Here is a 14096-nt window from a genome sequence, read left to right as displayed (position 1 = left end):
TTCTGACAACACAGAAATTGGGTGTTAGTGTTAAATTAAAATAAAGCTATTATTTATCAGTGTAATAGGAAATTTTTAACAGACGCTTGCCATACTGGCACGCCTCCTGCATTATTCCTGCCGTAGATGCTCATTCCACCCATTATGTTTGCTCCGGCTTCATAAACCTGGGAATGATGCAGAGCCAATTTATAGTGCCTATTGTCATCCTGACCGATAACGCTGATGCGTTATCAACCAGAAGGCAAAACGTTGAGTGAGGCACTCATCTGTTGTCCTGGACCTGATTGTTTTTATACACCTGCTTATATTGCAGGTGTTTTTTTATGTGCGGTTTGCACCAGGCGTAAAAAAGGCTCCCAAAGGAGCCTTTTGCATAATGTGAAGTCCTGTTCTGATTAACGTTGCTGATCGTTATTGAGCGTCAGCATCAGCCCTTCACGGCGCATCTCAGCCGCTTCAGCCGGTTTATGCAGTTTATCCAGTGCATCAGCCAGCCACGCGTAATCGTAAGCATCAGGACGCTGCTTCAGCGCTTCACGGAAAGCCTCGCTCGCTTTTAGCCATTCGCCATGCTTCATCAGCAACTGTCCCAGCGTGCTGCTCAGCAGCGGCGACGGACCGTTTTGTTTAATCAGTTGATACAGCGTTTTTTCCAGTTGCTCCGGATTACCGGAACGCAGTTTAGGCATCAGCGCGACCAGACGGTCGTCATACTGGCGTTTAAGGCCGTCGAGAATCACTTCCTGCGCCAGATCCTGATCGTTGCATTCAATCAAATGTTTCGCCATCGCGATCTGCAACGCCACTTCATGACGGGTCTTGCGACTCTGATCTTTCCACCAGCGCTTAAGGCCGTCGCTGCCTTCTTCTGCCATCAGCTGGTTCATCATGCCGATATACGCTTGTTCCTGAAGAACACGCAGTTCGTCGTCGGTATGAGTTTCCGCTTTCGCCATCGAAGGCAAAATTTCCAGCAGCGAACCGTAAGCGCCGGTGCGAAGATAAGCCTGCTCCGCCAGACGTAAAATTTCCGGATGGCGCGGCGACTGCCCGAGCAACCGGTCAACGCCGTGGCGCGCAGCATGGATTTCACCTTGCGCCAGCTGGATGCGGACACGGGTGATATCCACCGGCATCTGGTCGGTATCGGCAATTTCTGCCGCACGTTCAAGATACTGATTCGTGCGGATATCATCACCACGCTGTTGCGCTGCTTCAGCGGCAAGCAGGTAATTCACCACCGGCTGATCGGCGTGATCGGCATTGCGGGCCAGCAATTTCTCCATCTGACGATGATCGCCTTCCGCCAGTTTCAGCATGGCGGCTTTGGTCTGCTTGCGTGCTTTTGAGCTTTTACGCCCGGCAAACCAGCCGCGTGTTCGTGCGCCAGTGCGCAGAACGCGGCGAAGGATCCACTCGATGAAAAACAGCACCAGAATCAGGACGACCAGCATGATGACCAGACCGGTGACGCTGGTTTCAATGTTGTAATTGTCCGTCTGAATCAGAACGTAGCCCTGATGGCCGGCCAGTATCGGGCCGACGATGATCCCGGCAAACACAATCAGGAACAGCACGAAAACTCGTAACATGCGTTATTCCCCCTGTGTTGCGGCGGCGGGCTGCTGAAGCAGGTTACGCACGCGGGTCTGCATCAGTTTTTCCAGCATCGGCTGGCTTTTCAGCTCATCCGGCACATCCATCGAAACAGATTGCTGGCTGAGGTTGTCCAGTTCTTCCAGGAAAGCTTTGGTCGACGGATCTGACGTATCAAAGTAGGCGCGAACCCAGGTGGATACGCTTTCCAGCGACTGTTTGTAGACTTCATCCTGATGGCGCGGGACGGCTTGCGCAGCAATCAGCAGGCGCGAGCGGATATTTTCCCGCAGATACACATCCTGATTTGGCGCCAGCAGCGGTTCTGCGCTGGTATCACGACGGCGGATGGTGATGAAGTCATCCATAAAGTTGTGCCAGCTTTTGGTCAGATTCTGACGCCATTCGGCCAGTGAGCCGGATAAACTGGAACTGTCGCTGTCCATCGGGGAATCGTCGGTGTCATTGTCTGCCAGACGCAGGTTATCCACCTGATTCGACAGCTGATTCAGTTTCAGAATGATGCCGTCGAAATCGACCTGAGCTACAGCGGACAAACTGCCGACGTCTTCGTTCAGCGCACGGCGAACGTCGATGAGGCTGGGATCGTTCATATCAGCCAGGCTTGCATCAGCACTTTTCAGGAGCGCAGCGGCAGTCGTGACATCCTGATCGCTCCAGAGTTTACGGCCCGCCAGTTTCACCAGATAGTCGGCTTGCGCCAGTAACCAGGTTTTGGCATCGCTGCCGGAAATACTGGCCACTTTGTCCTGCAATTCGTTCAGCTGACGGCCGAATGATGCCTGCTGACGCTCGGCGTCCTGCCGGGTTTTGTCCTGCTGAGCGAGCAGGGCAGCAATTTGCTGTTTATCCTGTTGCTGGGTTTTTTGCAGGGCATCGAGTTGTTCAGAAAGCGCTTCGTTGGAAGCCGCCTGAGCCAGCGATTGCTGATGGCCGTGGTAATAAAGGCCCGCGCCAAGCGCAATCACTAAAATAATTGCGATAGCGCCTAACACCGGCGCGGTACGCTGCTTTCTTCGCAACGATTTCAGCTCCTGGTCGCGGCCGGAGGCGTCTGGCCGGGGGCTCTCAACCGCGCTGGAGATCATCACTTCGTCATCCGCAGCGGAAGGATTTTTTTGTTCCGTCATTTTGGCACATCCCTTAGTCAGGTAGTTGTAATGCGCGGATCAGCGCATCATTATCTGCATTATCGGCAACCCGAATGGCGCTCCAGCCAAGCTGGCGGGCAAGGGTTGCCAAACGTTCGCTGACCACCACCAGATTACAGCGCAGTAACCATGAGTTTCGGTAGTAATCAGGAACTAACTGGTACAGCTGTTGCAGCATTTCTCCGCTGGTTACCACCAGCGTGTCAATTCCGGCGCGTTGCCATTGGGCGCTTTGCTCGCTGGCATCGTAATGAATCGGGCTGCGCTGATAGCACTCGCAGTACGTCACGTCGACGCCCCGTTCAGTCAGTGTTTCCGCCAGGAGTTCACGCCCGCCGTTGCCGCGCAGTATCAGCGCTTTTTTGCCTTCGAGGCGGCGCAGCGTCGGAAGCTTGAGCAGCATTTCGCTGGTTTCACCGTCCTGCGGATAAAGTACAGGCAGGCTGCTGACCCGGTGAAAAAGCAGGCCGGTGGTTCGGCCAATCGCGTAATAATTGAGGCTCTCCGGCCAGCGAACCACGGCCTGACGTAATGCGCGATCGGCGTAATTCACGGCATGTTGTGAGAGTACAAACACCAGATCCTGCTGATTTAATGAGGATAGCAGGTTCGGCAACATTGCGAGCTGGTTCCCCGGTGCAAATTCAATCAGCGGGGAATGGAAGGCCACCCGGCCTAAAGTGCGCAACCGGCTGACCAGTGCTTCTCCTCCCGGAGAGGGGCGGGTGACCAGAATGGTCATTTCGGGGCGTTTCCCTGATAGACCTCATGCAGAATTTCACGGGCACCGTTGGCCAGCAACTCTTCGGCCAGATCAACACCCATGCTTTCGGCATTTTCTGAAGGGCCGCGACGTTCGCCACACACCATCTGACTGCCGTCCGGTGCGCCAACCAGCGCACGGAGCCACAGTTCATTACCTTCCAGCTCGGCGTAACTGCCGATAGGCACCTGACATCCGCCTTCAAGGCGCATATTCATGGCGCGTTCGGCCTCCACGCGCACTGTGGTTTCGCGGTGCGCCAGAGGCGCGAGTAGATCGCGGGTGATCTGGTCATTAAGGCGGCATTCGATACCGACAGCGCCTTGTCCGACAGCGGGCAGACATTCTTCCGGCGTCAGGGCTGTGCGGATACGGTCTTCCAGACCCAGACGTTTCAGCCCGGCAACGGCCAGAATAATGGCATCGTATTCGCCGTTATCGAGTTTGGATAAACGTGTGCCGACGTTCCCGCGCAAATCGCGGATCTGCAAGTCAGGACGTTTCTGACGCAGCTGACACTGACGGCGCAGGCTGGACGTTCCAACGATGCTACCGTGCGGCAAGTCGGCCAGGCTGGCGTAATGATTGGAGACGAAAGCATCGCGCGGATCTTCGCGTTCGCAAATAGTGACCAGGCCGAGACCTTCGGGGAATTCAACCGGCACATCTTTCATGGAATGTACGGCGATATCTGCGCGTCCATCCAGCATGGCCAGTTCAAGCTCTTTAACGAACAAACCCTTGCCGCCCACTTTGGCCAGAGGAGTATCTAAAATGATATCTCCCTTCGTGACCATTGGGACCAGTTCCACCTGTAAACCGGGGTGACAGGCCATCAGCCGGGTTTGAACATATTGTGCCTGCCACAAAGCCAGAGGGCTCTGCCGGGTGGCAATTCGAATGATTTTGTCTAACATGTTTGTTACCGTTTAACTGTCTCTGCGACCATCCTACCACTGACAATAGAAAGCTGTCAGCGTAAGAAGGCATTCGTAAAAGAGGGTTAACGATGATGGAGGTCATTTGTTCCATTCAGGAACAGGCAGTAAAATCCAGAGAAGCGGAAGAGTAATTGTGGTGCGTTACTTTCTTTACGGTCAATCAGCAAGGTGTTAAATTGATCACGTTTCCAGCAATTATTCGTCAACTATTTGCACAATCGCGGTTGTTCAAAGCATAAGCATCACGATAAATGACGGATTTGGAACGGGGTTATTTCCAGACACTGTATAATCAGGCGAAACGTCTTGTACCTCTACATCGAGACATTGAAGCAAAGATTGGATGCGATCAACCAGTTACGAGTCGATCGTGCACTGGCAGCAATGGGCCCTGCGTTTCAACAGGTCTACCAGCTGCTTCCCGTCTTTCTACATCAACATCACCCTCTGATGCCGGGATACCTTGAAGGTAAGGTTCCGCACGGTATCTGCGTTTTCACGCCTGATGAATCCCAAAATACCTATTTAAATGACCTCGAAGATAAATGGGGAAGCGCGCTCGAACCTCTGGCGAAAGGCGAATTGCCGATTACTGGCGTGTATTCGATGGGGAGCACCTCCTCCATTGGTCAGAGCCAAAGCTCAGATCTCGATATCTGGGTATGCCACCAGTCCTGGCTTGATAACGAAGAGCGCAACCGCTTACAGCAAAAATGCAGCCTGTTAGAGAAATGGGCGGCGTCGCTGGGCGTGGAAGTCAGTTTCTTCCTGATTGATGAAAACCGCTTCCGCCACAATGAAAGCGGCAGTCTGGGCGGTGAGGACTGTGGTTCCACGCAGCACATTTTATTGCTCGACGAATTCTACCGGACGGCAGTCCGTCTGGCCGGTAAACGTATTCTCTGGAATATGGTGCCGGGCGAAGAAGAAGGGCATTACGATGAATATGTTCTTTCTCTTTATGCACAGGGCGCGCTGACGCCTAATGAATGGCTCGATCTCGGTGGCCTCAGTACGCTTTCGGCAGAAGAGTATTTTGGCGCGAGCCTCTGGCAGCTCTATAAAAGTATTGATTCGCCGTACAAAGCGGTGCTGAAAACGCTGCTGCTGGAAACCTATTCGTGGGAATACCCGAAAACACAATTGCTGGCGATGGATATCAAACAACGTCTGCATCAGGGTGAAATCGTCTGCTTCGGTCTTGATTCATATTGTATGATGCTCGACCGGGTGACCCGTTACCTCACCCAGATTGAAGATTTCACCCGCCTTGATTTAGTCCGCCGCTGTTTCTATTTAAAAGTCTGCGAAAAGCTGTCCCGCGCCCGTGCGTCGGTGGGATGGCGTCGCGAAATTCTCAGCCAGCTGGTGGGAGAATGGGGTTGGGATGAAGAGCGTCTGGCGATCCTGGATAACCGGGCGAACTGGAAAATCGAGCGCGTGCGCGAAGCGCATAACGAACTGCTTGATGCCATGATGCAAAGCTATCGCAACCTTATTCGCTTTGCCCGTCGCAACAATTTAAGCGTCAGCGCCAGCCCGCAGGATATCGGCGTGCTGACCCGTAAGTTGTACGCCGCATTCGAAGCGCTGCCGGGTAAAGTCACGCTGGTGAATCCACAGATTTCACCTGATCTGTCCGAAAACGATTTAACCTTCATTCATGTGCCGATTGGCCGTGCGAACCGCACCGGCTGGTACCTGTATAACCAGTCGCCGTCGATGGAGTCTATCGTCAGCCATCAGCCGCTGGAATATAACCGTTACCTGAATAAACTGGTGGCATGGGCGTATTTCAACGGCCTGCTGACATCGACCACGCGCCTGCACATTAAAAGTGGCAGTCTGTGTGACATCGCTAAACTGCGCGAACTGGTGGCCGATGTGTCCCACAGTTTCCCGCTGCGTTTACCGGCACCGACGCCAAAAGCGTTGTACAGCCCGTGCGAAATCCGCCATCTGGCGATTATCGTTAACCTAGAACACGATCCGACTGCAGCATTCCGCAATCAGGTCGTGCATTTTGATTTCCGTAAGCTGGATGTTTTCAGCTTCGGTCAGAATCAGGAATGCATGGTTGGCAGCATTGATTTGCTTTACCGCAACTCGTGGAATGAAGTGCGTACGCTGCATTTCAGCGGCGAGCAGGCGGTGCTGGAAGCGCTGAAAACCATTCTGGGTAAAATGCATCAGGACGCCGCGCCGCCGGAATCGGTGGAAGTGTTCTGCTACAGCCAGCATTTGCGCGGGCTTATCCGCACGCGCATTCAGCAACTGGTATCGGAATGCATTGAGCTGCGCCTGTCCAGCAAACGTCTGGAACCTGGCCGTTTCAAAGCGGTACGCGTTTCCGGGCAGACCTGGGGACTGTTCTTCGAGCGTCTGAGCGTTTCCGTGCAGAAACTGGAAAACGCCGTCGAGTTTTACGGAGCCATTTCCAATAACAAACTGCACGGTTTGTCGGTGAAATTGCAGACCGATCAGGCGCATCTGCCCGCGGTTATTGACGGCTATGCGAGCGAAGGTATCATCCAGTTCTTCTTCGAAGACAGCGCTGACGATATCGGCTTTAACATCTATATTCTTGATGAGTCAAACCGCGTCGAGGTGTATCACCACTGCGAAGGCAGCAAAGAAGATCTGGTGCGCGACGTCAGCCGCTTCTACTCTTCCTCACATGACCGCTTCACCTATGGCTCTAGTTTCATTAACTTCAACCTGCCTCAGTTCTACCAGATTGTGACGCTTGATGACCGTATCCAGGTGATCCCATTTCGCAGCAACGCGTTATCTGCGACCTGCGCCGTTATCCCGGAAAGCGACGCGGAACCCTCCCGCCTGAAACAGCAATTCCAGCTGCATTAGAAAAAGTGTTCCTCTGGCGGACACGCGGCAGAATATCCGGCTTTCTTTCCCTTTAAATCCCAAAAATGTGCCCGCGGGTTTTATCGATTCCTGTTGCTTTTCATGATCCACCTGCGATGATAGAGAGCTTGGTCGCATGAATTACAGGCATTCATAAAATGAAAAACGTTTTACGCTGGTCTCTGGCCGCGACGATACTATTTGCTCTCTCCGGTTGCGGGCTGAAAGGGCCGCTTTATTTCCCACCACCGGAAAAAGCCACAAAGCAAAAAACCAGCAATGTACCGGGTACTGCTAACGACGGTTCTTCGCAGCAGAAAGGTGTATCACCCGAAGATCTCACGACGAACTCCAGAGATTAATCAGCACTTTGTGTCGGCGTGCCGGCGGCTGTGTGCCGGTTCGTATCATGAAGGGATCATCGCGACTGGATTTGACCAGCGGTAAACGGAGTCAGTTATGCAGTTCTCCAAAATGCACGGCCTGGGCAACGATTTTATGGTCGTTGACGCCGTCACTCAAAATGTCTATTTCTCTCCTGAGTTGATCCGTCGATTGTCCGATCGTCACCGTGGTGTGGGTTTTGACCAACTGCTGGTGGTAGAGCCTCCTTACGATCCCGAATTAGACTTCCATTACCGTATTTTCAACGCGGATGGCAGCGAAGTGGCGCAATGTGGTAACGGTGCGCGCTGTTTTGCCCGCTTCGTGCGCATCAAAGGTCTGACCAACAAACGCGACATTCGCGTCAGTACGCAGACTGGCCGTATGACGCTGACTGTCACGGAAGATGAAGACGTTCAGGTCAATATGGGCGAGCCGGTTTTCGAACCGCAGCAGGTTCCTTTCCGTGCAGCAAAACCGGAAAAGACCTATATTCTGCGTGCAGAAGAGCGCACAGTATTTTGCGGCGTCGTGTCGATGGGAAACCCGCATTGCGTATTGCAGGTTGAGGATGTTCTGACGGCAGAAGTCGAAATCCTCGGCCCGGTGCTTGAAAGCCACGAGCGTTTTCCTGAGCGCGTGAACGTCGGGTTCATGCAGATTGTCAGCCCGGAAAGCGTCAAACTTCGCGTATATGAGCGCGGAGCGGGAGAAACACAGGCATGCGGAAGCGGTGCCTGTGCGGCGGTTGCCATAGGAATTCAGCAAGGTTTACTTGCAGAAGAAGTTCAGGTGGAACTGCCGGGAGGCAGCCTCGATATTCACTGGAAAGGGCCGGGTCATCCGCTGTATATGACCGGACCTGCCACTCATGTTTACGACGGATTTATTCATCTATGAACAATCTTGATGACCAGATTGAACCGGTGATTGCGCTTGACGACGACAGCGTCATGCAATATCTGCTGCAAAACCCGGATTTCTTTATCCGCAATGCCCGCAGCGTTGAACAGATGCACGTTCCGCACCCGGTAAAAGGCAGCACTTCGCTGGTGGAGTGGCAGCTCGGACGTCAGCGTCATCAGATTGCGCAGCTGGAAGAAGAAATTACCTTGCTGATGGAGCAGGCGTCGATCAATGAATCGCTGTTCGGGCGGATGATTGAACTGCAGGCCACGCTCGCGGCGGCCAGCAGTTTGCAGGATATGTTGAACCGCCTGCAACGCTGGGCGCGCAGTCTCGGACTGGCGGGCGCCAATGTGCGCCTGTTCAGCGAAGGCTGGCGTATCGGTGCGCCTTCTGATTTCACCCATCTGGCGGTGAGTCGCAGCGCATTTGAATCCATGCGCATTCAGCGTCTGGGCGAAACACCCCACTATCTTGGCGGCCTGAACGGTCCCGAACTGTTACTGTTATTGCCGCAGGCCAAAGCCGTGGGTTCTGTCGCGCTTTCCCTGATGGGTGAGCAAGGCGAACTGGGCGTGCTGATTTTCAGCAGCCGCGACCCGCAACACTATCAGCCGGGAATGGGCACCGTCTTACTCGATCAGTTGGCTAAAATGCTGCCTGGCCTGCTGGAACGTTGGATCGAACGGGTATGAGCCACACCGAATCGCCTCTGTATCCCGCAGTCGAGGCGTTTCTGCGTTATTTGCACGTCGAACGTCAGCTCAGTCCGTTAACGACTACCAATTACAGCCGTCAGTTAGACGCCCTGATCGTGATCGCTGGCGAGATTGGCATTGCTCACTGGCAACAGCTTGATGCGCCGAAAGTGCGTATGTTGCTGGCCCGCAGTAAACGCGCCGGTCTTGGCGCATCCAGTCTGGCGCTGCGCATGTCTTCGCTGCGCAGCTTTCTCGACTGGCTGGTGCGTCAGGGCGTGTTAAGCGCCAATCCTGCCAAAGGGATTTCCACCCCGCATTCTCCAAAACATCTGCCGAAAAATCTCGACGTCGATGAAGTGAATAAACTGCTGGAAATCGATCTCGACGATCCGCTTTCCGTGCGTGACCGCGCGATGCTGGAAGTGATGTACGGCGGCGGGTTACGTTTATCCGAACTGGTGGGCATCGACTGCAAGCATATTGATATGGCTTCAGGCGAGGTTCGTGTTCTGGGGAAAGGCAGCAAAGAGCGCAAAGTGCCCATCGGTCGAACGGCGGTGACCTGGCTGGAGCACTGGCTGGAAAGACGTGCGCTGTTTGGCCCGAAGGACGACGCGCTGTTTCTGTCGAGCCAGGGCAACCGGATTTCCGCCCGCAACGTACAAAAACGCTTCGCCGAGTGGGGCGTGAAACAGGGCGTGAACAGCCATATTCATCCGCATAAACTGCGTCACTCGTTTGCCACGCATGTGCTGGAATCCAGCGGCGATTTACGCGCGGTACAGGAACTTTTGGGCCACGCGAATTTGTCTACTACGCAAATCTACACCCATCTGGACTTTCAACATCTGGCGACGGTTTACGACGCCGCGCATCCCCGCGCAAAACGAGGAAAATCATGATGAAGTTCTATCGTCCGCTGAAACGCATTGAAGCGATCACCTTCGATTTAGACGACACGCTGTATGACAATTACGATGTTATCCGTCGTACCGATTCTGAAACGCTGAAATCGATTCAGGGTTTTCATCCGGCACTGGCCGACATGGCACCGGATACCATCCGCCTGATGCGTGCAGAATTGCTGGCAGAGGACGCAGAGATTTATCACGACGTTACTGAGTGGCGTCGTCAGGCAGTGCATCTGGCCATGACCCGCGCGGGTCTCGGTGAAAGCGATGCAAAACAGGGTACGAAAGCCGCCATGGAAACCTTCGCCCTGTGGCGCAGCCGTATTTATGTACCGGAAGAAAACCACGATGCGCTGGCCGCACTGGCTGAACGCTGGCCTTTAGTGGCGATCACCAATGGCAATGCCGATCCACACGCCTGTGGTCTGGCGCAATATTTTCAGTTTACCCTGCGCGCAGGGGATCATGGCCGGGCGAAACCTTACGCCGACATGTATAAAAAGGCGTCGATGAAGCTGGATATTCCGCTGGAAAACATCCTTCATGTCGGCGATGACCTGACGACAGACGTCGCGGGTTCCGTCCGTTGCGGCATGCAATCGTGCTGGATTAATCTGCGTAAAGGCGACCTGATGCACATTAAGGATGCCCGTCTGTTGCCGCATATTGAGATTTCGCAGTTGGCATCGCTGACAGCATTGCTATAATCCCTTCATAAATTACTCTGTATAAATTCACAGTAGAAAAGCATTCATCTGATGAGTGCTTTTCTCATCCTGACAAACGGTGCCTATGGACGTTTCTGACCTGCTCGACAGCCTGAATGAAAAACAACGTGAAGCCGTGGCCGCGCCGCGCAGCAATCTGTTGGTGCTGGCCGGGGCAGGCAGTGGCAAAACCCGCGTGCTGGTTCACCGCATCGCGTGGCTGCTGGCGGTAGAAAAGTGCTCGCCGTATTCCATTATGGCGGTCACCTTCACTAACAAAGCGGCAGCAGAAATGCGCCACCGTATCGACCAGCTGATTGGCACCAGTCAGGGCGGCATGTGGATTGGTACCTTCCACGGCCTCGCGCACCGATTGCTGCGCGCACATCACCTGGACGCCAAACTGCCGCAGGATTTCCAGATCCTCGACAGCGACGACCAGATGCGTTTGATCAAGCGCCTGATAAAAGCCCTGAACATTGATGAGAAACAATGGCCACCGCGGCAGGCGATGTGGTACATCAACGGCAAAAAAGACGAAGGGTTGCGCCCGCAGCACGTTGAAACATATAACAATCCTGTCGAGGCAACCTGGTTACGAATTTATCAGGCCTATCAGGAAGCCTGTGACCGCGCCGGGCTGGTGGATTTCGCCGAGTTATTACTGCGCGCCCACGAACTCTGGCTGAACAAGCCGCATATTTTGCAGCATTACCGCGAACGCTTTACCAATCTGATGGTGGACGAATTCCAGGACACCAACAGCATCCAGTATGCGTGGATCCGTCTGCTGGCGGGCGACAACAATAACGTGATGATCGTCGGCGACGATGACCAGTCGATCTACGGCTGGCGCGGCGCGCAGGTCGAAAACATCCAGCGCTTCCTGAAAGATTTCCCGAATGCGGAAACCATCCGTCTGGAGCAGAATTACCGCTCGACCAGCACCATTCTGAAAGCCGCCAACTCGCTGATTGAAAATAATAACGGTCGTATGGGGAAAAACCTGTGGACCGAAGACGGCGAGGGCGAACCGATATCACTGTATTGTGCATTCAATGAACTGGATGAATCGCGCTTTGTGGTTAACCGTATAAAAACCTGGCAGGACAACGGCGGTGCGCTGAAAGATTGCGCCATTCTTTACCGCAGCAACGCCCAGTCGCGTGTGCTGGAAGAAGCGTTACTGCAGATGGCGATGCCATACCGCATTTACGGCGGGCAGCGGTTCTTTGACCGTCAGGAAATCAAAGATGCGCTGGCGTATCTGCGTCTGATGTCCAACCGTAATGATGATGCGGCGTTTGAGCGCGTGGTGAACACCCCGACGCGCGGTATCGGCGACCGTACGCTGGATGTGGTGCGCCAGACCGCCCGTGACCGCCAGCTGACCATGTGGCAGGCCACGCGTGTCTTGTTACAGGAAAAAGTGCTGGCAGGCCGTGCGGCATCTGCCCTGCAGCGTTTCACCGAACTGGTGGACGCACTGGCGCATGAAACGTCAGACATGCCGCTGCACGTCCAGACCGACCGTGTTATCAAAGATTCCGGCCTGTTCATCATGTATGAGCAGGAAAAAGGCGAAAAAGGTCAGGCGCGTATCGAAAACTTAGAGGAACTGGTGACGGCGACGCGTCAGTTCAGCTATCAGGATGAAGACGAAGATCTGATGCCGTTGCAGGCATTCCTGTCGCACGCCGCGCTCGAGGCAGGCGAAGGGCAGGCAGATGCCAATCAGGACGCCACGCAACTGATGACGTTGCACTCGGCGAAAGGCCTGGAGTTCCCGCAGGTGTTTATCGTCGGCATGGAAGAGGGCATGTTCCCGAGCCAGATGTCACTGGAAGAAGGCGGGCGTCTGGAAGAAGAACGCCGTCTGGCGTACGTGGGTGTCACCCGCGCCATGCAAAAACTCACCCTGACCTACGCCGAAACCCGCCGCTTATACGGCAAAGAAGTCTCCCATCGTCCGTCACGATTTGTCGGAGAATTACCGGAAGATTGTGTCGAAGAAGTCAGAATGCGTGCCAATGTATCGCGCCCGATGAATAACCGCAGCGTCGGCACGCCAACCAGCGTCAGCGATACCGGCTTCAAACTCGGCCAGCGCGTGACACACCCTAAATTTGGCGAAGGCACCATTGTCAACATGGAAGGCAGCGGCGAACACAGTCGCCTGCAGGTCGCATTCCCGGGGGAAGGGATTAAGTGGCTCGTCGCCGCCTACGCCAGGTTAGAGGCCGCAAGCTAGCTTACTTGCGATCTTGAGCCCGGGGAGTGCTCGACATCCTCATGGACTACGTGTCCATTCCGGTGTCTCCGCTCTGGCCGGACTCAACCTCGCTCCGCCGCTGACGCTTGCACAACGGCGCATTAAAGGGCGAAAACCTCACCCACTTCTGCTTTCGCATACCATTCCAGCGTTTCTTTTACGCCTTCTTCGCCTTCCGGCGGGGTGCCCGGCAGATAATCGTGTTCCTGTACCGGCTGATAAGCGCCGTGTTTCACTTCAAAAATCACGCCGCCTTCGTCGAGGGATAACACGCTGTGCCAGGTATTGGCCGGGATTTCCAGCAGACGGGTTTCTGCGCCGAGCCACAGACGGTCGGTCACTTTTCCGCTGGCATCATAAATCAGCACCAGAAAACGTCCGCGCAGGGCGGTCAGCATTTCCCAGGTGTGCGGATGGCGGTGAATACGCACGTAAGTGCCCGGCTCCATGGCGATCGCCAGACGCTGAACGTCGTCTTCCGGTGCCGGATGCATATTCAGGTTCTGACGCAGTCTTGGCGAGTGAGCCGCCTTGGTGATCAGGTCGCACAGCGTGTCTTGGTTAATCTGCTTAATCATTAGGGTCATCTGAAAAGTGTGGGGAAATCAGGTCTCTGAGTGTAGCCAAAAAAACGGCTGCACATAAGCCGGGAACGTTGCTAACAATGCCTGAAATTTACGCATAAATGTTGCCAGAATCGATTTACTGGCGGTTGACAGTCTTTTTATTCCCGGCGTAACATGCGCGCACTATTATCAATGAGGAACTGCGCCTTGGACACACCCAGTAGATACTGGCTCAATAACCTGTTCATTAGGTACCACTTCTAAGGCCCTCCTCTTTGCTGATGGCCTTAGTGGTTGTCAGCGACCCCC

Annotated in this window: 12 protein-coding genes; 7 read left to right on the top strand and 5 right to left on the bottom strand. The window is 54.3% G+C overall.

Features of this window, described 5'->3' with window-relative positions:
- Positions 1–398: 398 nt before the first annotated feature.
- Genes hemY through hemC form a run of 4 tightly spaced genes read right to left on the bottom strand, consistent with a single transcriptional unit; the run spans position 399 to position 4451 of the window.
- Positions 399–1595: a protoheme IX biogenesis protein HemY gene (hemY, locus tag M2403_RS23635; protein WP_259231147.1), complete on the bottom strand. Its 1197-nt coding sequence runs from the start codon at positions 1593–1595 to the stop codon at positions 399–401.
- A 3-nt stretch (positions 1596–1598) separates the two neighbouring features.
- Positions 1599–2750, bottom strand: a complete 1152-nt coding sequence (gene hemX, locus M2403_RS23630; RefSeq protein WP_259231146.1) for a uroporphyrinogen-III C-methyltransferase — start codon at positions 2748–2750, stop codon at positions 1599–1601.
- Positions 2751–2763: 13 nt separating this feature from the next.
- The gene (hemD, locus tag M2403_RS23625) at positions 2764–3513 is read right to left on the bottom strand and encodes a uroporphyrinogen-III synthase (RefSeq protein WP_165061917.1); all 750 of its coding nucleotides are present in this window, start codon (positions 3511–3513) and stop codon (positions 2764–2766) included.
- Positions 3510–4451 carry a hydroxymethylbilane synthase gene (hemC, locus tag M2403_RS23620; RefSeq protein ID WP_259231145.1) on the bottom strand — a complete coding sequence of 314 codons (942 nt, stop codon included), beginning with the start codon at positions 4449–4451 and terminating at the stop codon, positions 3510–3512. The genes hemD and hemC overlap by 4 nt, the downstream gene beginning before the upstream one ends.
- Before the next feature lie 330 nt (positions 4452–4781).
- Between hemC and M2403_RS23615 the strand changes: the two genes are divergently transcribed.
- The 7 genes from M2403_RS23615 (at position 4782) to uvrD (ending at position 13200) form a co-directional block, all read left to right on the top strand.
- Positions 4782–7340 (top strand): class I adenylate cyclase, encoded by a 2559-nt coding sequence (locus M2403_RS23615; protein ID WP_152324773.1) that lies wholly within the window; start codon positions 4782–4784, stop codon positions 7338–7340.
- A 158-nt stretch (positions 7341–7498) separates the two neighbouring features.
- Positions 7499–7702 (top strand): LPS translocon maturation chaperone LptM, encoded by a 204-nt coding sequence (locus tag M2403_RS23610; protein ID WP_152324774.1) that lies wholly within the window; start codon positions 7499–7501, stop codon positions 7700–7702.
- 97 nt (positions 7703–7799) lie between these two features.
- Entirely contained in the window at positions 7800–8624 is an 825-nt protein-coding gene (gene dapF, locus M2403_RS23605; RefSeq protein WP_152324775.1) for a diaminopimelate epimerase, read from the top strand.
- Positions 8621–9325 carry a DUF484 domain-containing protein gene (locus M2403_RS23600; RefSeq protein WP_101079448.1) on the top strand — a complete coding sequence of 235 codons (705 nt, stop codon included), beginning with the start codon at positions 8621–8623 and terminating at the stop codon, positions 9323–9325. Before dapF ends, M2403_RS23600 begins: the two co-directional genes overlap by 4 nt.
- Entirely contained in the window at positions 9322–10233 is a 912-nt protein-coding gene (gene xerC, locus M2403_RS23595) for a tyrosine recombinase XerC (RefSeq protein ID WP_165061908.1), read from the top strand. Before M2403_RS23600 ends, xerC begins: the two co-directional genes overlap by 4 nt.
- Positions 10233–10949 carry a 5-amino-6-(5-phospho-D-ribitylamino)uracil phosphatase YigB gene (gene yigB / locus M2403_RS23590; protein WP_152324838.1) on the top strand — a complete coding sequence of 239 codons (717 nt, stop codon included), beginning with the start codon at positions 10233–10235 and terminating at the stop codon, positions 10947–10949. The genes xerC and yigB overlap by 1 nt, the downstream gene beginning before the upstream one ends.
- Before the next feature lie 85 nt (positions 10950–11034).
- Complete coding sequence (gene uvrD / locus M2403_RS23585) at positions 11035–13200, top strand: DNA helicase II (RefSeq protein WP_259231143.1); 2166 nt, start codon at positions 11035–11037, stop codon at positions 13198–13200.
- A gap of 122 nt (positions 13201–13322) precedes the next feature.
- Here the strand turns inward: uvrD and M2403_RS23580 are convergent, their stop codons facing one another.
- Entirely contained in the window at positions 13323–13799 is a 477-nt protein-coding gene (locus M2403_RS23580) for a WbuC family cupin fold metalloprotein (RefSeq protein ID WP_259231142.1), read from the bottom strand.
- Positions 13800–14096 lie beyond the last annotated feature (297 nt).

Source organism: Rahnella sp. BIGb0603 (assembly GCF_024808755.1).
Classification (GTDB): Bacteria; Pseudomonadota; Gammaproteobacteria; order Enterobacterales; family Enterobacteriaceae; genus Rahnella; species Rahnella contaminans.
The sequence above is the reverse complement of the archived record's forward strand: the minus strand, read 5'-3'. Positions and strand labels throughout refer to the sequence as shown.